At 46.8% G+C, this 20,333-nt stretch carries 20 protein-coding genes; 17 read left to right on the top strand and 3 right to left on the bottom strand.

Going from position 1 to position 20,333, the window contains the following annotated elements; genetic code table 11:
* Positions 1-67 precede the first annotated feature (67 nt).
* Positions 68-592 (bottom strand): DUF2529 domain-containing protein, encoded by a 525-nt coding sequence (locus M4I42_RS00505; RefSeq protein WP_268850316.1) that lies wholly within the window; start codon positions 590-592, stop codon positions 68-70.
* Between the two features lie 187 nt (positions 593-779).
* Between M4I42_RS00505 and M4I42_RS00500 the strand changes: the two genes are divergently transcribed.
* The 12 genes from M4I42_RS00500 (at position 780) to M4I42_RS00445 (ending at position 12,865) form a co-directional block, all read left to right on the top strand.
* Positions 780-1,142: a response regulator gene (locus M4I42_RS00500; RefSeq protein WP_268850315.1), complete on the top strand. Its 363-nt coding sequence runs from the start codon at positions 780-782 to the stop codon at positions 1,140-1,142.
* A 185-nt stretch (positions 1,143-1,327) separates the two neighbouring features.
* Complete coding sequence (locus tag M4I42_RS00495; protein WP_268850314.1) at positions 1,328-2,188, top strand: class II fructose-bisphosphate aldolase; 861 nt, start codon at positions 1,328-1,330, stop codon at positions 2,186-2,188.
* Positions 2,189-2,302: 114 nt separating this feature from the next.
* Entirely contained in the window at positions 2,303-2,947 is a 645-nt protein-coding gene (gene fsa / locus M4I42_RS00490; RefSeq protein WP_268850313.1) for a fructose-6-phosphate aldolase, read from the top strand.
* A gap of 84 nt (positions 2,948-3,031) precedes the next feature.
* Complete coding sequence (locus M4I42_RS00485) at positions 3,032-4,318, top strand: UDP-N-acetylglucosamine 1-carboxyvinyltransferase (protein WP_268850312.1); 1,287 nt, start codon at positions 3,032-3,034, stop codon at positions 4,316-4,318.
* Positions 4,319-4,346: 28 nt separating this feature from the next.
* A complete protein-coding gene (gene glpX, locus M4I42_RS00480) occupies positions 4,347-5,312 on the top strand; it encodes a class II fructose-bisphosphatase (protein WP_183183267.1) in 966 nt (321 codons plus the stop codon).
* Between the two features lie 261 nt (positions 5,313-5,573).
* The gene (rho, locus tag M4I42_RS00475; protein WP_183183268.1) at positions 5,574-6,845 is read left to right on the top strand and encodes a transcription termination factor Rho; all 1,272 of its coding nucleotides are present in this window, start codon (positions 5,574-5,576) and stop codon (positions 6,843-6,845) included.
* A 123-nt stretch (positions 6,846-6,968) separates the two neighbouring features.
* A complete protein-coding gene (rpmE, locus tag M4I42_RS00470) occupies positions 6,969-7,169 on the top strand; it encodes a 50S ribosomal protein L31 (RefSeq protein ID WP_183183269.1) in 201 nt (66 codons plus the stop codon).
* 116 nt (positions 7,170-7,285) lie between these two features.
* The gene (locus M4I42_RS00465) at positions 7,286-7,906 is read left to right on the top strand and encodes a thymidine kinase (protein WP_268850311.1); all 621 of its coding nucleotides are present in this window, start codon (positions 7,286-7,288) and stop codon (positions 7,904-7,906) included.
* 180 nt (positions 7,907-8,086) lie between these two features.
* On the top strand, positions 8,087-8,521 hold the full coding sequence (locus M4I42_RS00460) for a hypothetical protein (RefSeq protein ID WP_268850310.1): 435 nt from the start codon (positions 8,087-8,089) through the stop codon (positions 8,519-8,521).
* 109 nt (positions 8,522-8,630) lie between these two features.
* Complete coding sequence (locus M4I42_RS00455; RefSeq protein ID WP_268850309.1) at positions 8,631-9,779, top strand: iron-containing alcohol dehydrogenase; 1,149 nt, start codon at positions 8,631-8,633, stop codon at positions 9,777-9,779.
* Between the two features lie 2 nt (positions 9,780-9,781).
* Positions 9,782-11,425: a sensor histidine kinase gene (locus M4I42_RS00450; protein ID WP_268850357.1), complete on the top strand. Its 1,644-nt coding sequence runs from the start codon at positions 9,782-9,784 to the stop codon at positions 11,423-11,425.
* The gene (locus M4I42_RS00445; protein ID WP_268850308.1) at positions 11,426-12,865 is read left to right on the top strand and encodes a sigma-54-dependent transcriptional regulator; all 1,440 of its coding nucleotides are present in this window, start codon (positions 11,426-11,428) and stop codon (positions 12,863-12,865) included.
* Between the two features lie 17 nt (positions 12,866-12,882).
* Here M4I42_RS00445 and adh read toward each other — a convergent pair whose 3' ends face one another.
* Both adh and adhP read right to left on the bottom strand, forming a co-directional pair.
* On the bottom strand, positions 12,883-14,400 hold the full coding sequence (gene adh / locus M4I42_RS00440) for an aldehyde dehydrogenase (RefSeq protein WP_268850307.1): 1,518 nt from the start codon (positions 14,398-14,400) through the stop codon (positions 12,883-12,885).
* A gap of 56 nt (positions 14,401-14,456) precedes the next feature.
* Positions 14,457-15,467 (bottom strand): alcohol dehydrogenase AdhP, encoded by a 1,011-nt coding sequence (adhP, locus tag M4I42_RS00435; RefSeq protein ID WP_183183276.1) that lies wholly within the window; start codon positions 15,465-15,467, stop codon positions 14,457-14,459.
* 248 nt (positions 15,468-15,715) lie between these two features.
* On the opposite strand from adhP, the gene prfA reads away from it, so the two are divergent.
* From prfA to M4I42_RS00410, 5 genes are all read left to right on the top strand, one after another.
* Complete coding sequence (gene prfA, locus M4I42_RS00430) at positions 15,716-16,789, top strand: peptide chain release factor 1 (protein ID WP_268850356.1); 1,074 nt, start codon at positions 15,716-15,718, stop codon at positions 16,787-16,789.
* Entirely contained in the window at positions 16,779-17,639 is an 861-nt protein-coding gene (gene prmC, locus M4I42_RS00425; RefSeq protein WP_268850306.1) for a peptide chain release factor N(5)-glutamine methyltransferase, read from the top strand. Before prfA ends, prmC begins: the two co-directional genes overlap by 11 nt.
* Before the next feature lie 81 nt (positions 17,640-17,720).
* Positions 17,721-18,383: a stage II sporulation protein R gene (gene spoIIR / locus M4I42_RS00420; protein WP_268850305.1), complete on the top strand. Its 663-nt coding sequence runs from the start codon at positions 17,721-17,723 to the stop codon at positions 18,381-18,383.
* 144 nt (positions 18,384-18,527) lie between these two features.
* On the top strand, positions 18,528-19,568 hold the full coding sequence (locus tag M4I42_RS00415; protein WP_268850304.1) for an L-threonylcarbamoyladenylate synthase: 1,041 nt from the start codon (positions 18,528-18,530) through the stop codon (positions 19,566-19,568).
* 69 nt (positions 19,569-19,637) lie between these two features.
* On the top strand, positions 19,638-20,183 hold the full coding sequence (locus M4I42_RS00410; RefSeq protein ID WP_268850303.1) for a manganese efflux pump MntP: 546 nt from the start codon (positions 19,638-19,640) through the stop codon (positions 20,181-20,183).
* Positions 20,184-20,333: the final 150 nt, after the last annotated feature.

The following is a 20,333-nucleotide window of genomic DNA, read 5'->3' as shown; positions in this document are numbered from 1 at the left end:
AAGCTAGACGCTTTATCCAATCGCAAAAGTTTATAAATAAAAAGACGATCCCACGCGGATCGTCTTTTTACTCATACTCCTCTAAAATTTCATGTACCGTAAACAATAAGCAATAATAGGCAAATAGCGCTGTAATCGTTGCTGGGAAACCGAAGCGCGTCCCGTCTTCACGCGGAAGGAGCGGTTTTGTAAGCTTGCTGTCGATATAAACATCGACGAGATCGGCAAGCGAACGTTCTCCGTCGGTGGCCGCCGCAATAGCAACAATCGGCACTTTTCCGCTCAACTGCTCTGCTAAACGTATCGCTTCCTCATCGTTGGCAAATGGTGCGATAAGTAGTAGACGGTCGGTTTCATCGATGTCGTCGCAAATGGCGCCGTTTTCAACCAATCGTGCGACTTTCGGCAAGGCGTCTCTCCCTTTTATCGCGTCTATGACGACCGCTTCCATTTCCTCCACCCCGTGCACGAAAATGCGCCCTTCTCCTACCACTGCTTGCGCAAGCAAACGAGCGCCATCTTCAATTGCCATTTCCTCTTCTGTGAGTTTTTTTAAATAGCCGTGTAATTGTGTTAGAAAAATTTTGAGCATTTTTTCACCTTCCTTCTCATCATTACAGTATACTTGTTTTAGGGAAGAACACAACTTTTCCAGGATATACCCTACTTTTGCAGTAACTTTCCTCATACTTTTGGGTCGTTTATTCCAAAACGGCAGGAAAATAACAAAAGAAGGCGAAATATACAAGCAGGAAACGAAAGAATAGAGGTGCGTAAACATGGGAAATAAGCTTCTAATCGTCGATGACCAATACGGTATTCGCATTTTGTTGAACGAAGTATTTCAGCGGGAAGGGTATACGACGTTTCAAGCATCGAACGGCGTACAAGCGCTAGACATTGTGCAAAAGCATCAGCCGGACTTAGTATTGCTTGATATGAAAATCCCTGGCATGGACGGAATTGAAATACTAAAGCGCATTAAAGAAATTAACCGCGACATTAAGGTGATTATTATGACAGCGTACGGCGAACTTGATATGATCCAAGAAACGAGAGAACTAGGGGCAGTCATGCATTTTGCGAAACCGTTTGATATCGACGATATGCGTGATGCGGTGCGAAAATATATTTCGTTGTAATGCGCTTTCGACAAATTATTGTTAAATTCACGCCCCTCCTGAAGGTTGCTGTTTTCATTGTAAGTTGGTATGCTTATAACGTAGGAAGCGCGCCTTTCATACATATTTTTACATAAAATGGTGATGCTACGCATAGCCCCTTGTTAGCGAAAGGCGAAGTTTAACGATTAAGGAGGATCTCGATCATGCCTTTAGTGTCAATGAAGGAAATGCTCGATAAAGCGTTAGCCGAAAAATATGCGGTCGGGCAATTTAACATCAACAACCTCGAATGGACGCAAGCGATTTTAGCGGCAGCGGAAGAAGAAAAGTCTCCAGTCATTCTTGGTGTATCCGAAGGTGCAGCTCGTTACATGGGCGGCTTCAAAACAGTCGTCCACATGGTCAAAGGCTTAATGGAAGATATGAACATTACGGTGCCAGTGGCCATCCACCTCGATCACGGTTCTAGCTTTGAAAAATGTAAAGCAGCGATTGATGCTGGATTTACCTCGGTCATGATTGACGCTTCTCACCATCCATTTGAAGAAAATGTGCAAATTACGTCACAAGTTGTCGAATATGCCCATGCACGCGGCGTATCGGTTGAAGCAGAACTTGGCACAGTCGGTGGACAAGAAGACGATGTCGTAGCGGACGGTGTCATTTATGCAGACCCGAAAGAGTGCGAAGAATTAGTGAAGCGGACAGGCATTGACTGTTTAGCACCTGCGCTCGGTTCGGTTCACGGCCCTTATAAAGGGGAGCCGAAACTTGGATTTAAAGAAATGGAAATCATCCGTGATTTGACGCGTATTCCGCTTGTATTGCACGGCGGTACAGGCATTCCGACAGAACAAATTCAACGTGCGATTTCGCTCGGTACGTCGAAAATTAACGTAAACACAGAAAACCAAATCGCTTTCACAAAAGTCGTTCGCGAAATTTTAGCGAAAGACGAAAAAGTGTATGACCCACGCAAATTTATCGGTCCTGGCCGTGATGCGATTAAAGCAACGGTCATCGGCAAAATGCGTGAATTCGGTTCCTCAGGAAAAGCATTGTAATGATTAGCCGCATCGTTCCGGCAAAGCCGGAGCGAGCGGTTTTGTTTCATATTTAAGGTAGCTGCTAGGCAAAGGAAAAAAGCTACCTTTTTTTAGAAAAAGGAGGAGGAAAACGTGAAGTTTTTTATTGATACCGCCAATTTGGAAGAAATTAAAAAAGCGAATGAATTGGGTGTATTAGCAGGTGTCACGACAAACCCAAGCCTTGTAGCGAAAGAAAACGTGTCGTTTCACGACCGTCTTCGCGAAATTACCGACATCGTATCAGGGTCTGTCAGCGCGGAAGTCATTTCGACCGATGCAGAAGGCATGATTAAAGAAGGCGAAGAGCTGGCGAAAATCGCACCAAACATTACAATTAAAGTGCCGATGACACCGGAAGGGCTAAAAGCGGTGAAAGTGTTCAGCGAAAAAGGAATTAAAACGAACGTGACGCTCATTTTCAATGCGAACCAAGCACTGCTAGCAGCACGTGCAGGCGCGACGTATGTTTCTCCATTCCTCGGTCGGTTAGACGACATCGGCCATAACGGATTGGAGCTCATCTCAACAATTGCCAACATTTTTGATATTCACGGCATTGAAACAGAAATTATCGCCGCATCGATTCGCCATCCGTTGCATGTCACAGAGGCGGCGTTGCGTGGGGCGCATATCGCGACCGTTCCTTATAAAGTGTTAATCCAACTATGCCAACATCCGTTAACAGACCAAGGAATCGAAAAATTTTTAGCGGATTGGAATAGCCAACAGCGATAAAAATCGGTCTTTTTTGTCTAAACTGTAACTGTTTCCTTGTAAGTTGCGCAAACATCAGTCATCTTCGCTGGAAGGGAGACTATAATGGAAAAGTTAAAAATCATCGGTGGCGACCGATTAAACGGAACGGTGCGAATTAGCGGGGCAAAAAATAGCGCCGTCGCGCTCATCCCAGCAACGATTCTTGCCGAATCGCCCGTAACGATTGAAGGTTTGCCGGATATTTCAGATGTTCGTGTATTAGGTGAGTTAATCGAAGAAATTGGCGGCACGTTTTATTTTGATGGCAAGGAAGCAACGATTGACCCGACGAACATCGTGTCAATGCCTCTTCCAAACGGAAAAGTGAAAAAATTACGCGCTTCTTACTACTTGATGGGGGCGATGGTCGGACGGTTCAAAAAGGCAGTCATCGGGCTACCGGGCGGCTGCCATTTAGGCCCGCGCCCAATCGACCAGCATATTAAAGGGTTTGAAGCGTTAGGAGTTAAGGTGACAAACGAACAAGGAGCGATTTATTTACGCGCCGATGAACTGCGCGGTGCGCGCATTTATTTGGACGTGGTCAGCGTCGGGGCAACGATTAACATTATGTTGGCGGCCGTTCGCGCCAAAGGGCGCACGATTATCGAAAACGCGGCGAAAGAGCCGGAAATTATTGATGTCGCGACATTGTTATCGAACATGGGCGCCAAAATTAAGGGAGCAGGAACGGATGTGATTCGGATTGAAGGAGTGGACAAACTTTCCGGCTGCCGCCACTCGATTATTCCCGACCGAATTGAAGCGGGAACATTTATGATTGCTGCGGCGGCGATGGGAAACGAAGTCATTGTCGACAACGTCATTCCGCAGCACGTTGAGTCATTGACGGCGAAGCTGCGCGAGATGGGCGTGCACGTCGAAGCGAGCGATGACCAACTACTCGTGAAAAGCGTCCCATCGATGAAGGCGGTCGACGTCAAGACGCTCGTCTACCCAGGATTTCCGACCGATCTCCAGCAGCCGTTTACGACGTTGTTAACGAAAGCAACTGGGACGAGCGTGGTGACAGATACGATTTATAGCTCAAGGTTTAAGCATATTGATGAATTGCGCCGCATGAATGCGAATATTAAAGTCGAAGGTCGTTCGGCAATTGTGACTGGACCTGTTCAGCTGCAAGGCGCAAAAGTAAAAGCGAGCGATTTACGAGCAGGCGCATCGCTTGTTATCGCAGGGCTGATGGCCGAAGGGGTAACGGAAATTACCGGCCTTGAGCATATTGACCGCGGGTATAGCAACCTTGTCGAAAAATTAGCTGGTTTAGGGGCAACCATTTGGCGCGAAAAAATGACCGATCAAGAAATTGAACAAATGCAAAATTCGTAAGCAACGAAGGGGAGAGGGAGAAGTTACGATGGAAAGAAGTTTATCGATGGAGCTCGTTCGCGTCACCGAAGCAGCCGCGCTAGCCGCGGCGCGCTGGATGGGACGCGGCAGAAAAGATGAGGCAGATGGAGCAGCGACGTCTGCGATGCGAGATGTGTTCGATACGATTCCGATGAAAGGAACGGTCGTCATCGGCGAAGGGGAAATGGATGAGGCGCCGATGTTATATATCGGCGAAAAGCTTGGAAACGGCTACGGTCCACGTGTCGATGTAGCCGTCGATCCGTTAGAAGGGACGAACATCGTCGCGTCAGGAGGTTGGAACGCCCTAGCGGTAGTGGCGGTAGCGGATCACGGGAATTTGCTTCATGCCCCGGATATGTATATGGACAAAATCGCCGTTGGGCCGGAAGCGGTCGGCATGATCGACATTAACGCACCGATTATCGACAATTTGAAAGCGGTTGCGAAAGCGAAAAATAAAGATGTCGAAGATGTGGTGGCAATTGTGCTAAACCGTCCGCGCCATGAACGAATTATCGCTGAGTTGCGCGAAGCAGGCGCACGCATTAAGCTCATTAACGACGGCGACGTCGCCGCAGCGATTAATACCGCATTTGACCATACAGGCGTCGATATTTTATTTGGTTCTGGCGGGGCGCCAGAGGGCGTGTTGGCGGCAGTGGCGCTTAAATGTTTAGGCGGAGAAATTCAAGGAAAGCTCCTTCCGCAAAACGATGCGGAACTTGAACGCTGCAAAAAAATGGGGCTTGACGTCAACAAAGTGTTGCGTATGGAGGATTTAGTAAAAGGTGACGATGCCATTTTTGCAGCTACAGGAGTGACCGATGGCGAATTGTTGCGCGGCGTGCAATTTAAAGGCTCTTACGGGGAGACACACTCGGTCGTTATGCGTGCGAAATCGGGAACGGTTCGTTTTATCGACGGACGCCATAGCTTGAAGAAAAAACCGCATTTAGTCATTAAGCCATAAAATGGCAAGCGAGGGCTACTCCCACCATCGCCCTCGCTTGTTTTTCACTTTTTCGCCGATTTAGTAGAATGCGAAAAAAAATATATTGATTAAAAAATACGAAAAAGGGTAAAATAATCGTGCTGTGTGTGCACAAAATAAGCTCTGCGATTTGTTGCTTCTTAAAAATGAGTAAACCTTCATGATCTTCTTTATCCCATCATTTTATGTGATCCATTTGGTAGACATGGGACAGAAAAATAGTAAAAGCGTGGTGTTGAAATGGAATTAACGATTTCCGTATTAGAAAATATGAAACTAAAAGAGTTGTACGAGCTTGCTCGGCAATATAAAATTTCGTACTACAGCAAACTAACGAAAAAAGAGCTTATTTTCGCGATTTTAAAAGCACGGGCAGAACAAGATGGACTCATGTTTATGGAAGGCGTCCTCGAAATTATCCAATCGGAAGGATTCGGTTTTTTACGTCCAATTAACTACTCACCAAGCACGGAAGATATTTATATTTCCGCATCGCAAATTCGCCGCTTTGATTTGCGTAACGGCGATAAAGTATCAGGAAAAGTACGTCCTCCGAAAGAAAACGAGCGTTATTATGGCTTATTGCATGTAGAAGCAGTGAACGGAGAAGACCCAGAAATTGCGAAAGAACGCGTGCATTTCCCAGCGTTGACCCCGCTTTACCCAAGCCGGCAAATGAAGCTAGAAACGACGTCGGACAAATTATCGACGCGCATTATTGATTTAATTGCCCCAGTTGGGTTTGGGCAGCGCGGCTTAATCGTCGCACCGCCAAAAGCAGGAAAGACGATGCTGTTAAAAGAAATTGCCAATAGCATTACGACGAACCATCCAGATGTAGAACTGATTGTGCTATTAATTGACGAACGTCCGGAGGAAGTGACAGACATTGAGCGTTCGGTTAAAGGCGATGTCGTCAGCTCGACGTTTGACGAAGTGCCGGAAAACCATATTAAAGTCGCAGAACTTGTATTAGAGCGGGCGATGCGCCTTGTCGAGCATAAGCGCGATGTCGTGATTTTGATGGATAGCATTACGCGCTTAGCGCGGGCGTACAACTTAGTCATCCCGCCGAGCGGTCGCACTCTTTCCGGGGGGATTGACCCCGCTGCGTTTCACCGTCCGAAACGGTTTTTCGGTGCTGCGCGCAACATTGAAGAAGGCGGCAGCTTAACGATTTTAGCGACCGCGCTTGTCGATACAGGCTCGCGCATGGACGATGTCATTTACGAAGAGTTTAAAGGAACGGGCAACATGGAGTTGCACCTCGACCGTTCGCTCGCAGAACGTCGTATTTTTCCAGCGATCGATATTCGCCGCTCCGGCACGCGGAAAGAAGAGTTGCTCATTCCGCGCGAACATTTGGAAAAATTATGGGCGATTCGCAAAACGATGTCCGATACCCCAGACTTTATCGACCGATTTTTAAACAAACTGCGGCAAACAAAATCCAACGAAGAATTTTTTGCGCTGTTGGATGAGGAATGGAAAAGTATGGGGAATAGAAAATAACTAGTTGCAAAACCCCTTTGCCCTTGTTATAATTTTGTCATGTGTGTTTAAACGATGAAGCTACTTACAACGATAGAAAAACTCTGTTTCGAAACGATTCAGGGCGGAAGGAGATGAAAGAGAATGAAAGCAGGAATCCATCCAGATTACAAAAAAGTGACCGTAAAATGTGCTTGTGGAAACGAGTTCGAAAGCGGCTCTGTGAAAAATGAAGTGCGCGTAGAGATTTGCTCAGAGTGCCATCCATTCTACACAGGACGTCAAAAATTCGCTTCTGCGGCAGGACGTGTTGATAAATTCAACAAAAAATATGGCCTTAAGTAAGCAAAAAACAGGCAAGCGAACATGTTCCCTTGCCTGTTTTTTCACTGTTTACGAATATAGCGTCCATCGGGACGATGCGCTTTTTATGGAATGTTGGGAAGAAAGGGGACGCCCTCATGTATGTCATGACACAATCAGGCTGGTTGGAAGTGATTTGCGGAAGCATGTTTTCCGGCAAATCGGAAGAACTCATTCGCCGTGTGCGCCGTGCGACGTTTGCCAAGCAAGACGTGAAAGTATTTAAACCGGCAATTGATAACCGGTATAGCGAGGAAGCAGTCGTTTCCCATAACGGAACGTCTGTGATTGCGATTCCGGTGCATTCAGCGAAAGAAATTTTTACGTACATATCGGAACAAACCGATGTCATTGCCATCGACGAAATCCAATTTTTTGATGAACAAATTGTCGATGTCGTACAAACGTTAGCTGATCGCGGTTATCGCGTCATTGTGGCCGGACTCGACCAAGATTTTCGCGGAGAGCCGTTCGGACCGGTGCCGACGTTAATGGCGATTGCCGAATCAGTGACGAAATTGCAAGCGGTGTGCACAGTTTGCGGTTCGCCGGCAAGCCGGACGCAGCGGTTGATTAACGGCCAGCCAGCTTCTTACCATGACCCGATTATTTTAGTCGGCGCAAGTGAATCGTATGAGCCGCGTTGCCGCCATCACCACGAAGTGCCAGATAAACCAACCGAACATCACCTTCAGAAAAACGGACAAACGACTTGTTGATGGCACGTGTTAAATGAAAAACGAATTCCCTTTTTGACGGAACCGAACACGGCTGCTTGCCGACAAACAGGCAAAGCAGCTAGCTGTTCGGTTTTTTGGCATGCGAAAAAACAACTGTCATATTCTTCTGCCGATATTTTTTTGCCTAACGGGAAAACTAGCAGCGAGGAGGCGATCAACATGAAGCGCTTATTTCTAGTTTTTCCGTTATTTCTCGCTGCGTGTACATTAAACCCGACCGATTCGCAATACCATGCGCAAAACGAAGACCGCAACGGAAGAAAGCTAATGACCGCAAACGAAGCGCGTCCGGATGTCGACCGTATCTATAACCATTTCGACGACCCAGAGAAGACAAACCAAAATCCGAACTTCATTAGTTTAACGGACGGCAGTGCCAACGACCGCGCAGTCGTCCAAAAAGCGGTGCAAGTTGTCGAACAATATAAAAACTATCGTGCCCAATCGGTATGGATGAACGGAAGCGACATGTGGGTGACCGTCGATGCCCCGCCGAATCGCTCGTCCCACCAAAGACAAACCGACCGAACGAAGCTGTACGAACTATTAACAAAAGCGATCCCGACGTACAACATTCACGTCCGCCTCGACTAATCACGCCCTGTGTAAAGGGCGTTTTTATTTGCTTCGTTCACAATAAAATAGACAAAAATTTCTTAATAGTTATACAATAAAAGAAAGATTATTGGTAAGGGGCGTACATATGAACATTCATAAATTTGTCATGCCGGAAGTGATTTTCGGAAAAGGTTCGATTCAGCAAGTAGGGGAAAGTTGTTTGCGGCTTGGTGCAACGAACGTACTTATCGTTAGCGACCCGGGCGTCATCGCTGCTGGTTGGCTTGATGTAGTCGTAGAAAGTTGCCGGCAAGCGGGGCTACAGTATACGACATTTTATGACGTTACGATTAACCCGAAAGATAGCGAAGTAGAAAAAGGGTGCCGCATCTATATCGAAAACGAATGCGATGCGATTATCGGAATCGGTGGAGGAAGTCCGATTGATGTGGCAAAAGCGATAGCTATTTTAGCGACTAATGGCGGGCGAATTCATGATTATGAAGGAGTCGACAAAATTCATCATCCGCTCCCGCCGCAAGTGATGGTTTCGACAACGGCAGGGTCAGGCTCGGAAGTTTCGCAATTTTCCGTCATCGTTGATATGAAGGAGAAGAAAAAGATGACGATCATTTCCCGTTCACTTATTCCTGATATTGCCATCATTGATCCGGAAACGTTATCGACAAAAAGCGCCCATTTAACGGCTTCGACAGGGCTTGACGTATTAACACACGGCATTGAAGCGTACGTCAGCTTAGCGGCGACACCGTTAACGGACGTACAAGCGAAAAACGCCATTTCCCTCGTCGCTGAATATTTACGCCCTTCCGTAGCGTCGAAAATGAACGAAGAAGCGAAAACAAATATGGCGATGGCTAGCTTGCAGGCAGGGTTAGCTTTTTCCAACGCTATTTTAGGTGCGGTTCATGCAATGTCGCATGCTGTAGGCGGAAAATATAACCTTCTTCACGGAGATGTGAATTCCATTTTGCTGCCGTACGTCATGGAATACAACTTGTTAGCCAATCCAAAAAAATTTGCCGATATTGCCCTTTTTCTTGGCATTGATACTCGCGGGCTTTCCGCGATGGCAGCAGGCAAAAAAGCGATTGACTACGTAAAGCAGCTCGCCATCGACATCGGTGCACCGCAACGGTTAGCCGATATCGGCGTCGAACAAGACGAACTACGGCAAATGAGCGTTGTTGCTTTTCATGATGCGTGCATGATTACGAACCCACGGGACGTCACAGTCGAAGACATTGAGGAACTATTCAGAAAGGCATGGTAAAGATGAACGAGCGGCAACAACTGATCAACATGTTAACCGGTGTACAATCTTCGAAGCGCAGCTATTATACGGAACTAAAAAAAATGGTCACGGAATTAAAAAAGAAAAATATGCAGCTAGAAATTATTAACGACATCACGAAAAGCTTTAATATCAATATGTCGATGGACGATATGCTCAAAAACACGTTCGACAAACTAAAAGAAATTTTTCCGCTCGCAAGAATAAGTTTATCACTATACGAACAAGAGCAGCTTATTTTAACGAACGTCTATCCAGCACATGCCCTCTATTTTCCCGTAGGGTTTGTGCTGCCGAAAGAACGTTCACTGTATTGGAAAGCGATTCAATCGCTTGAAAAAATTTTTTATGAAGTACAAAAAGAACCGGCGTTTATTGAAACAACTGTGTACGAAGCACTAGGCATTCAGAGCGTGCTGTTTATTCCGCTCATGCGTAAAACCCAAGTGATTGGCGTCTTAAGCATCGGAAGCAAAGAAATCGTTGCATATGACGAAGCAGACCTTTCGTTTTTTCAACAGTTCGGCGACCAACTAGCTGTTTGCATCGAAAATGCTCGCCTTTACAATGAAGTATTAACGAGCAAAAAAGAATGGGAAGAAACGTTTCGCGCCGTTTCGGAGATGATTTTCGTCGTTGACTTAGACGGAAATATTTTGCGGTACAACGACGCAGTGAAAACGTTTTTTTCTGATGTACAACAAACAAACATTTGCCAACTGCTAGGGATTGAACCGAGTGAAAGCCCGATTATCGAAAATATAGAAACGAAAAAACCAGTGCACCGACACCTGCATATTCAGCAACGCGTCTGCGAACTGCACTCGTATCCTGTATGGAACGAACAGCAAAAGATGTATGCGGTTATTATGTATATTAATGACATTACCGAAAGGCTGCAAATCGAAGCCCAGCTCGTTCAATCCGGGAAACTTGCCGCCATTGGGGAAATGGCAGCGGGCATTGCGCATGAACTGAACAATCCGCTGACGGCGATTCTTGGAAATACCCAGCTGTTGTTGCGAACGATGAAAGATGAACGCTCTTACAAGCTGCTATCGGACATCTACTCGTGCGGAAAGCGGTGCAAAACGATCATTCAAAATTTATTGACGTTTTCGCGACAAGATGAATACATGTTTGAAGAATGTTCCATTAACGAGGCGGTTGAGCAAGTATTAGGGTTCATCGGCGATCAAATTCAAAAACAAAATATTACGATTCAAAAGCAACTAGATGATTCGCTCGAACTAATCGAAGGAAACATTCAACAAATCGGGCAAATTATTTTAAACCTTTTAATTAACGCAAAAGATGCGCTAGAAGAAATAGAGGACGAAAAGAAAACGATTACTATTGAAACAAAACTAGTCACCGAGGCAGAAAAGCGATGGGTCGTTTTATGCGTTAAAGATAACGGAAAAGGAATTAGCGAGCAGCATTTACAAGAAATTTTTCACCCGTTTTTTACGACAAAGCGGCCAGGGAAAGGAACCGGACTTGGGTTGTCCGTCAGTTTAGGAATCGCACAAGCCCACGGCGGAACGATTGAAGTCAGTAGCGAGCTCGGCGAAGGAAGCGAATTTCGGTTAAAATTGCCGGCGAAAGAAGAAAGGAGAGGTTAGATGTACGATATTTTAGTTATCGACGACGAGCGTGAAGTCGGCACTTTTTTTCGCCACCTACTAGAAGAAAAAGGATATCACGTGACGCTTGGGTTTAGCGGAAGAGATTTTTCCAACCTCATTCGCCAGCATCGCTTTGACTTGGCGTTAATCGACGTGAAATTGCCGGATACGAACGGGTTAGATTTGTTAAAACAGCTAAAGCTTTCCCTTCCTGCTTGCAAAGCGGTCGTGATGACAGGTTATAGCACGGTAAAAACGGCGGTAGAAGCGATTAAATATGGGGCGAGCGACTATGTCGAAAAGCCGTTTGATGACATTGACCAACTAGAGCAATTGATTGACGGGCTGTTGCAAAGCGGTGCTACTTCTGCCCAAAACGACATGTACAAGCTAGCGGAAACGCTCGGGTTTATCGTCGGAACAAATAAAGAAATGAATGACTTGTTAAAGCTTGCCTATAAAATTGCGAAAAAAAACGTGAACGTGCTTATCGAAGGGGAAACAGGGACAGGGAAAGAAGTGCTTGCCCATTTTATTCATAGTGCGAGCATGCGCTACGACCAGCCGTTTATCGGCATCAATTGCGGGGCTGTTTCAGAAACGTTGTTGGAGAGCGAATTGTTCGGCCATGAAAAGGGGGCGTTTACAGGGGCGGTAAAAGAAAAAAAGGGCATGTTCGAAATCGCCAATCGCGGCACACTGTTTTTAGATGAAATCGGGGAAGCCTCTCTAGCAACGCAAGTGAAGCTGTTGCGCGTGCTAGAAACGGGAGAGTATATTCGTGTTGGCGGCGAAGCAGTGCGCAAAACGAATACGCGTATTATTGCCGCATCGCATGTGAATTTGGCAAAAGCCGTAGAAGAAAAAACGTTTCGCGAAGATTTGCTTTATCGATTGGATGTCGTAAAACTAACGATCCCACCGCTTCGTGAACGGCTAGAAGATTTGCCGCTGCTTGTCGACTATTTCTTAAAAAAATTACACTCGCCGCTATCGTTTTCAGAAGAAAGCCTTGCTTATATGGGCCAATACCATTGGCCAGGCAATGTAAGAGAGTTATTTAACGTCATCAAGCGAGCGGTGACATTAGCGGAAGGGGAAACAGCGATTATTACCCCGCCATACCTTCCGGAAAAGCTGAAAACTTCGCACACTTCGATGCCGATAGTCGGAAAAAAGACGAGCGACACAGATTTGGAGACGTATTTGCACGAATGGATAAATGATATTTTATCGTTATGGAAAAAAAATGAATCTGTAGATTTAGAATATGTGCTGTCGTTAGTAAAGGAGTTAGAAACAACGATCGGACGTGCCTTTGTCATGAAAACGTTAAAAGAAACGATTGGCAACCGAAAAGAAACAGCCGAGCGGCTCAACATTACGGTGCGGAAATTGAGGTATTTATTAAAAGAAAAAGGGGCTGACCAAAAATAAGGCCAGTCCCTTGCGCTTTAGAAGAAGCCCAATGCTTTCGGATTGTAGCTAACGAGTATATTTTTCGTTTGTTGATAGTGTGTTAGCATCATATGATGTGTTTCACGGCCGATGCCGGACATTTTATAGCCGCCAAACGCCGCGTGCGCTGGATATGAATGATAGCAGTTCGTCCAGACGCGGCCTGCTTGAATGCCTCGTCCGAATCGGTACGCACGGTTAATGTTGCGCGTCCATACGCCTGCGCCGAGCCCGTATAACGTATCATTAGCAATGTCGAGCGCTTCGGCTTCGTCTTTGAACGTCGTCACCGATACGACCGGACCGAAAATTTCTTCTTGGAAAATCCGCATTTTATTATGGCCTTTAAAGACCGTCGGTTGAATATAGTAGCCATTTTCCAAGCCGGCGATCACATTTCTTTCCCCGCCGATGAGGCATTGCGCCCCTTCTTGTTTTCCGATATCGATATACGAAAGAATTTTCTCCATTTGCTCCGATGAAGCTTGCGCCCCCATCATCGTAGTCGTGTCGAGCGGGTTTCCTGTTTTAATGTTTTGAACGCGCTCGAGCGCCCGTTCCATAAACGCCTCATAAATCGATTCGTGAATTAACGCTCTAGAAGGGCATGTGCACACTTCCCCTTGGTTTAAGGCGAACATGACAAATCCTTCAATCGCTTTATCGAAAAAGTCGTCGTCTGCTTCCATAACGTCTGGGAAGAAAATATTCGGCGATTTTCCCCCTAACTCAAGCGTCACTGGGATAATATTTTGCGACGCATATTGCATAATTAAACGACCGGTCGTCGTTTCGCCGGTAAAGGCGATTTTGGCGATGCGCGGGCTGGAGGCTAACGGCTTTCCGGCTTCAAGCCCAAAGCCATTGACGACGTTAAGCACGCCAGGCGGCAGCAAGTCGCCAATCAACTCCAGCAGCACCATAATCGATGCGGGCGTTTGTTCGGCTGGTTTTAGCACGATGCAGTTTCCAGCAGCGAGCGCAGGGGCAATTTTCCACGCCGCCATTAATAACGGGAAGTTCCATGGGATAATTTGCCCGACAACGCCAAGCGGCTCGTGGAAATGGTAGGCGACGGTATCATCGTCCAATTGGCTAATCGTTCCTTCTTGAGCACGAATCGCGCCAGCAAAGTAACGGAAATGGTCGATGGCCAGCGGCAAATCGGCGTTTAACGTTTCGCGAATTGGTTTGCCATTATCCCACGTTTCTGCGACGGCTAGCATTTCTAAATTTTCTTCCATGCGGTCTGCAATTTTGTTTAAAATGAACGCTCTTTCTGCCGGCGATGTTTTTCCCCACGCCTCTTTTGCTGCATGAGCGGCATCGAGCGCTAGTTCGATGTCTTCGGCTTGCGAGCGGGCGACTTCGCAAAATACTTCTCCGGTTACAGGCGTAATATTTGCAAAATATTGCCCGGAAATAGGCGGCACCCATTCCCCGTTAATATAGTTATCGTATCGCTTTTTAAATTGGACTTTTGCGTCTTTTTCTCCCGGTTGGCTGTAAATCACGTAAACTCCCCCTTGTTTTTTCGCTAGGATGTCCCGAAGAGGGACACCCTAAATTGTTACATCGTTAAAACGATGCGGCCGTTAATTTGTCCCTTTTCCATTTTCTCGAACACATCATTAATTTTTTCTAATGGAACCGCTTCCACGATTGGGCGAACTTTTCCGCGCGCGGCAAAATCTAACGCTTCTTGCATATCTTTTCTTGTGCCAACGATTGACCCTTTCACCGTCACACCATTTAAGACTGTATCGAAAATTGGAATTGGCAATTCATCGTGCGGCAAGCCGACAACGACGAGGCATCCACCGCGTTTAATGGAGCGATAGGCTTGTTCGAACGCTTTTTTCGTTACAGCGACGCTAATGGCAGCTTGGACACCGCCTACTTTTTCTTGAATCGCTGCGACTGGGTCTTCTTTTAACCCGTTGATAGCGATATCTGCTCCCAGTTTCGTGGCTAGCTCTGCTTTGTCATCGCTAATATCGACAGCAACGACGTTGAATCCCATCGCTTTAGCGTATTGCAGTGCGATATGCCCTAACCCGCCGATGCCGTAAATCGCAACCCAGTCGCCTGGTTTGGCATTCGATACTTTCAATGCTTTATATGTCGTAACCCCCGCGCAAAGAATCGGTGCGACTTCGACTGGATCGAGGTTTTCTGGAATGCGTGCTACATAATCAGCTGGCGCTTTGCAATATTCGGCATAGCCGCCGTCGACGGAATACCCACCGTTTAATTGGTGTGGACAAAGCGTTTCTTGTCCGCTTAAACAATATTCACATTCGCCGCACGCCGAATATAGCCACGGAATGCCAACGCGATCGCCAACTTTTAGCGATTTTACCCCTTCGCCCACTTCCACTACAACTCCTACCCCTTCATGCCCAGGAATGAGCGGAAGTTTCGGTTTGACCGGCCAGTCCCCATGGGCAGCGTGCAAATCGGTATGGCAGACGCCGCAAGCTTCGATTTTGACAAGCACCTCGCCATACTCTAGTGTCGGCTTTTCGACCTCCTCGATTCGAAGCTTTTGTTTGAACTCGTGAACAACTGCTGCTTTCATTCTCCCTATCCCCTTTCAAAAAATTTGTCGGTTCACCTATTTTAAAATGCAAAAAGTGTGCCAATTCAAAAAAATAAAAAAATAAAAGGCTTGGTAGAAAAAGATGCCGAAATTTCGGCACTTTTGTCCGAATGAACGGCATTTTTTTCACAAAATTGTCACAAACGATTCCGACCTTTCTCCTTTCCTTAAATTGTAGTATAATTAGAAATTAGACTGTGCATGGACAAAGGTAGAGGTGAATGAGTGTGTTTGACCGTCTTCAAGCAGTAGAAGAGCGTTATGAAAAGTTGAACCAGTTGTTAATGGATCCAGAAGTGATTAACGATCCAAAAAAACTTCGGGACTATTCGAAAGAGCAGTCCGATTTAGAAGAAACGGTGCTTACGTATCGGGAATATAAATCTGTTCGCGAGCAGCTTCTTGATGCAAAAGCGATGTTAGAGGAAAAATTGGACGCAGAGATGCGCGAGATGGTGAAAGAGGAAATTAGCGAACTAGAAGAGCGGGAAGAAGCGCTTGTCGAAAAACTAAAAGTACTCTTGCTTCCAAAAGACCCGAACGATGACAAAAACGTTATTATGGAAATTCGCGGGGCGGCTGGCGGTGAAGAGGCGGCATTGTTCGCCGGTGACTTGTACCGCATGTATACGCGCTATGCCGAATCGCAAGGATGGAAAACAGAAGTCATCGAGGCAAGCCCGACAGGATTGGGCGGCTATAAAGAAATTATTTTTATGGTGCAAGGAAAGGGAGCGTATTCGAAACTGAAGTTTGAAAACGGCGCCCATCGCGTCCAGCGCGTGCCAGAAACGGAATCGGGCGGCCGCATTCATACATCGACAGCGACCGTTGCTTGCTTGCCGGAAATGGAAGAAGTCGAAGTCGAAATTCACGAAAAAGATATTCGCGTCGATACGTTCGCATCAAGCGGACCGGGTGGACAAAGCGTTAACACGACGATGTCAGCCGTTCGTTTGACACACATTCCAACCGGCATCGTCGTTTCATGCCAAGACGAAAAATCGCAAATTAAAAACAAAGAAAAAGCGATGAAAGTATTGCGCGCCCGCATTTACGACAAATACCAGCAAGAAGCGCGTGCCGAATACGACCAAACACGCAAGCAAGCCGTCGGCACGGGCGACCGCTCCGAGCGCATTCGCACGTACAACTTCCCGCAAAACCGCGTCACCGACCACCGTATCGGGTTGACGTTGCAAAAGCTCGACCAAATATTAGAAGGAAAGCTCGACGAAATTATCGATGCGCTCATTTTAGACGACCAATCGAAAAAGCTGGAGCAAGCGAATGAAGCGTAACTACGAAGTCCTTCACTGGGCTTCTTCTTTTTTAAAAGCGCATGAAAAAGAAGAGCGTGTCGCCGAGCTATTATTGTGCCATCATTTGCGTATGACGCGGGCGCAACTATTCGCCAATTTGCGCGAGGAACTGGACGAAAAAATCGAACGAGCGGTCATTGCCGACTTAAAAAAGCATGTATATGAGCATATTCCCGTCCAATATTTAATCGGCTCTGAAACGTTTTACGGGCGGGAATTTCTCGTCACTCCTGCCGTTCTTATCCCACGGCCGGAAACCGAAGAACTAGTCGAAGGAGTGCTCCAACGAATCGCCCGTCTTTTTCCTAAGTCGCAAACCCTCGATGTCGTTGATGTCGGAACAGGAAGCGGCGCGATTGCGGTGACGCTTGCGTTAGAAAACGAATCGCTATATGTTCGTGCGATTGATATTTCGAACGACGCGCTTCTCGTTGCTAGCGAAAACGCGCGCCGTTTGGGGGCGCCCGTCCAATGTTTGTGCGGCGATTTATTGCAGCCACTCATCGAAGCGAACTGCCGCGTCGATGTTGTCGTATCGAATCCGCCATATATTCCAGAACAGGACATCGCTTCACTTTCCCCAATTGTGCAAAAAGAGCCGCGGCAAGCGCTTGTCGGTGGGGCGGATGGGCTTTTCTTTTACCGCCGTTTCATGGACGAATTGCCGCTTGTGCTAAAGGAAAGGGCGCTCGTTGCGTTTGAAATCGGCGCTGGTCAAGGAGAGGCAGTCGCCCGCTTGCTTTCACAGACGTTCCCTTATGCTGTGGTGGATATCGCTTACGACATTAACGGAAAAGACCGGATGGTGTTTGCGGAAATAACGCCATAACTTCTAAAATTTTTTTAGATTGCTAGTTTAAAAAGATGTTGCGCTGTCCACACTGACATAGTGAAAGGACGGTGCAACGATATGAACAAAAATAAAATTGGTATTATTTTATATATCGTATTGTTAATGACTGGCGTGTTTGTCAATGTGTACGGTCAGCAAACGGAAGCAGGGGCGAATGCGCAAGTGATGATTCCAAACGAAGCGATTCGGCTCCGCATTTTAGCCAATAGCGACTCTGCCAAAGACCAAGCGCTGAAACGAAAAGTGCGCGATGCGGTTAATGCGCAAATTAACGAATGGGTCGAAAACTTAACGTCATTTGCCGAAGCAAAACAAGTCATCCAAGCCCATTTGCCAGCGATTGAACAAACGGTAGCGGAAGTGTTGCAAAAAGAAAAAAGCAACCAATCGTTCCACGTCGAATTTGGCAACGTTCATTTTCCAACAAAAATTTACGGGAACTACATTTATCCTGCGGGGCAATATGAGGCCGTATTAATTACGCTTGGTGACGGAAAAGGGGCAAATTGGTGGTGCGTGTTGTTTCCGCCGTTGTGCTTTCTTGATTTTTCTAACGGAGAAGCGGTGGCGAAAAACGAACCAAACGAGCCGCAACCGGTATCGACGGCCGTTTCCGCACCAACTCCGGAATCATCACCTTTAGTAGTTAACGAGGAACAAGAACGAGCCGTACATGTGAAGTTTTTGTGGAAAGAACTATGGGATAAACTTATGGAATAGTGGATATTGTGGACAAAATCAATCGTATCCACAAAGTTATAAACAAAAAATTGATAGTTATCAACAAAATGTGGATAATTTTGCTTGCGTGAAGCGAGTGCTTTGTTATATCCCGTCATATCGAGCGTAATGGAGGTGAACAAAATGGAAACGAAACAATGGCGTGTGGATAATTTTGTGGACATAAATGATAGTTGTCCACAAATTTCACAGGCAGCGGCGCTACTGCGCGCGGGCGAAGTCGTTGCTTTTCCGACCGAAACGGTGTATGGGCTGGGAGCGAACGCGTTATCCACAGCGGCGGTGAAAAAAATTTTTGACGCAAAAGGCCGTCCGAGCGACAATCCGCTCATTGTGCATATTGCAGAATTTGCCCAGCTAGAAGCCATCGCATCTATTCCACCCGTCGCTAAGACGCTTATCGAGCGGTTTTGGCCAGGACCATTGACGCTTGTGTTAAAAAAGAAAGGCAATATTTCTGATGCGGTAACCGCAGGACTTCCGACGGTAGCGGTGCGGATGCCAGCCCATCCAGTGGCGCTTTCGCTCATTCGCGAAAGCGGCTTGCCGATTGCGGCACCGAGCGCCAATCGTTCTGGGAGACCGAGCCCGACGAGCGCCAAGCACGTATGGGATGATTTGCACGGCAAAATTGCCGGCATTGTCGATGGCGGAGAAACAGGAGTTGGCGTCGAATCGACGGTGCTTGATTGCACGACCGACATCCCGACGATTTTACGTCCAGGTGGAGTCACAAAAGAACAATTAGAACAAGTCATTGGTCGTGTCGCCGCAGATGCAGCGCTCACCGATGAAAAGCAGCCACCGAAATCGCCAGGAATGAAATATACGCACTACGCGCCAAACGCTCCGTTAGTCATCGTGGACGGCTCGCCTGCATTTTTCCAGCAACTTATTGACAACGCGCGTGCGCAAGGAAAAAAAGTTGGGGTGCTCACGACGAGCGATCGGCAAACGATGTATCGTGCCGATGTTGTCTTCGCGTGTGGCAATCGTTCTGATTTGTCTACCGTTGCTCGTCAATTGTACGACACGTTGCGGGCGTTTGACGAAACGGATGTCAATCTCATTTATAGCGAAAGCTTCCCGACCATCGGCATTGGGGAGGCAATAATGAACCGGCTAAAGAAAGCAGCAGGACAACGGGTCATTACGGAAAGCTAACAGATCCTATTCTAAATCGCTCCGGACGTGCATATGGTACAAATAAGGCAAGTCCGGGGAGGGAATGCGATGATTGGGGAATTGATGACGCTATGCATGATGGCGTTTGCGCTAGGGATGGACGCCTTTTCCGTCGGGTTAGGCATGGGCTTTTTTCGTTTGCGCCTGAAGCAAATGTTTTATATCGGCTTTACGATTGGCGTTTTTCATATTGTCATGCCGCTATTAGGCATGATGGTCGGCCGATTTTTATCCGAACAGTTTAGCGGCATCGCTTCCTACATTGGTGGTGCGCTCTTACTTATATTAGGTGTGCAAATGATCGTGACTTCCTTCAAACGTGAAAGCGACCCGCTCATCTCCCCGGTCGGAATCGGACTCCTTTTTTTTGCCTTAAGCGTCAGCCTTGATAGCTTTTCCGTTGGGTTGAGCCTTGGGATTTATGGGGCGCGTACGTTGGTGACGATTTTTTTGTTCGGGTTTTTTAGCATGTGGCTTACGTGGCTTGGACTGCTTTTAGGCCGCCGCTTCCAAAAATGGCTCGGCATTTACGGGGAAATGCTCGGCGGCAGCATTTTATTTATGTTCGGCATAAAGCTACTATTTCCGATCTAAAGGCAGCGAGGTGTGGTCACAAATATTTATTATCCATTATTTTACTGAAAGCATAGAATACTATGGGTAAACAAAAGCTTTTCTGCCTCTTTCCTCGAACAAGAACGCCAGTCGGCAAATGTCATTTTCCTACAAAGCGTTCCTTGTTGG

The sequence above is a fragment of the Anoxybacillus sp. J5B_2022 genome, assembly GCF_026847645.1.
In the GTDB taxonomy this organism is placed as follows: domain Bacteria; phylum Bacillota; class Bacilli; order Bacillales; family Anoxybacillaceae; genus Anoxybacteroides.
The sequence above is the reverse complement of the archived record's forward strand: the minus strand, read 5'-3'. Positions and strand labels throughout refer to the sequence as shown.

What these genes read in the sequence shown, in the direction of transcription:
- M4I42_RS00485 (WP_268850312.1), top strand. Translation starts at nt 3,032, where the DNA reads ATGGAAAAGTTAAAAATCATCGGTGGCGACCGATTAAACGGAACGGTG.
- M4I42_RS00460 (WP_268850310.1), top strand. Translation starts at nt 8,087, where the DNA reads ATGAAGCGCTTATTTCTAGTTTTTCCGTTATTTCTCGCTGCGTGTACA.
- M4I42_RS00415 (WP_268850304.1), top strand. Translation starts at nt 18,528, where the DNA reads ATGGAAACGAAACAATGGCGTGTGGATAATTTTGTGGACATAAATGAT.
- M4I42_RS00445 (WP_268850308.1), top strand. Translation starts at nt 11,426, where the DNA reads ATGTACGATATTTTAGTTATCGACGACGAGCGTGAAGTCGGCACTTTT.
- spoIIR (WP_268850305.1), top strand. Translation starts at nt 17,721, where the DNA reads ATGAACAAAAATAAAATTGGTATTATTTTATATATCGTATTGTTAATG.
- glpX (WP_183183267.1), top strand. Translation starts at nt 4,347, where the DNA reads ATGGAAAGAAGTTTATCGATGGAGCTCGTTCGCGTCACCGAAGCAGCC.
- prmC (WP_268850306.1), top strand. Translation starts at nt 16,779, where the DNA reads ATGAAGCGTAACTACGAAGTCCTTCACTGGGCTTCTTCTTTTTTAAAA.
- M4I42_RS00505 (WP_268850316.1), bottom strand. Translation starts at nt 592, where the DNA reads ATGCTCAAAATTTTTCTAACACAATTACACGGCTATTTAAAAAAACTC.
- adhP (WP_183183276.1), bottom strand. Translation starts at nt 15,467, where the DNA reads ATGAAAGCAGCAGTTGTTCACGAGTTCAAACAAAAGCTTCGAATCGAG.
- rho (WP_183183268.1), top strand. Translation starts at nt 5,574, where the DNA reads ATGGAATTAACGATTTCCGTATTAGAAAATATGAAACTAAAAGAGTTG.
- rpmE (WP_183183269.1), top strand. Translation starts at nt 6,969, where the DNA reads ATGAAAGCAGGAATCCATCCAGATTACAAAAAAGTGACCGTAAAATGT.
- M4I42_RS00495 (WP_268850314.1), top strand. Translation starts at nt 1,328, where the DNA reads ATGCCTTTAGTGTCAATGAAGGAAATGCTCGATAAAGCGTTAGCCGAA.
- M4I42_RS00500 (WP_268850315.1), top strand. Translation starts at nt 780, where the DNA reads ATGGGAAATAAGCTTCTAATCGTCGATGACCAATACGGTATTCGCATT.
- M4I42_RS00410 (WP_268850303.1), top strand. Translation starts at nt 19,638, where the DNA reads ATGATTGGGGAATTGATGACGCTATGCATGATGGCGTTTGCGCTAGGG.
- M4I42_RS00450 (WP_268850357.1), top strand. Translation starts at nt 9,782, where the DNA reads ATGAACGAGCGGCAACAACTGATCAACATGTTAACCGGTGTACAATCT.
- M4I42_RS00455 (WP_268850309.1), top strand. Translation starts at nt 8,631, where the DNA reads ATGAACATTCATAAATTTGTCATGCCGGAAGTGATTTTCGGAAAAGGT.
- M4I42_RS00465 (WP_268850311.1), top strand. Translation starts at nt 7,286, where the DNA reads ATGTATGTCATGACACAATCAGGCTGGTTGGAAGTGATTTGCGGAAGC.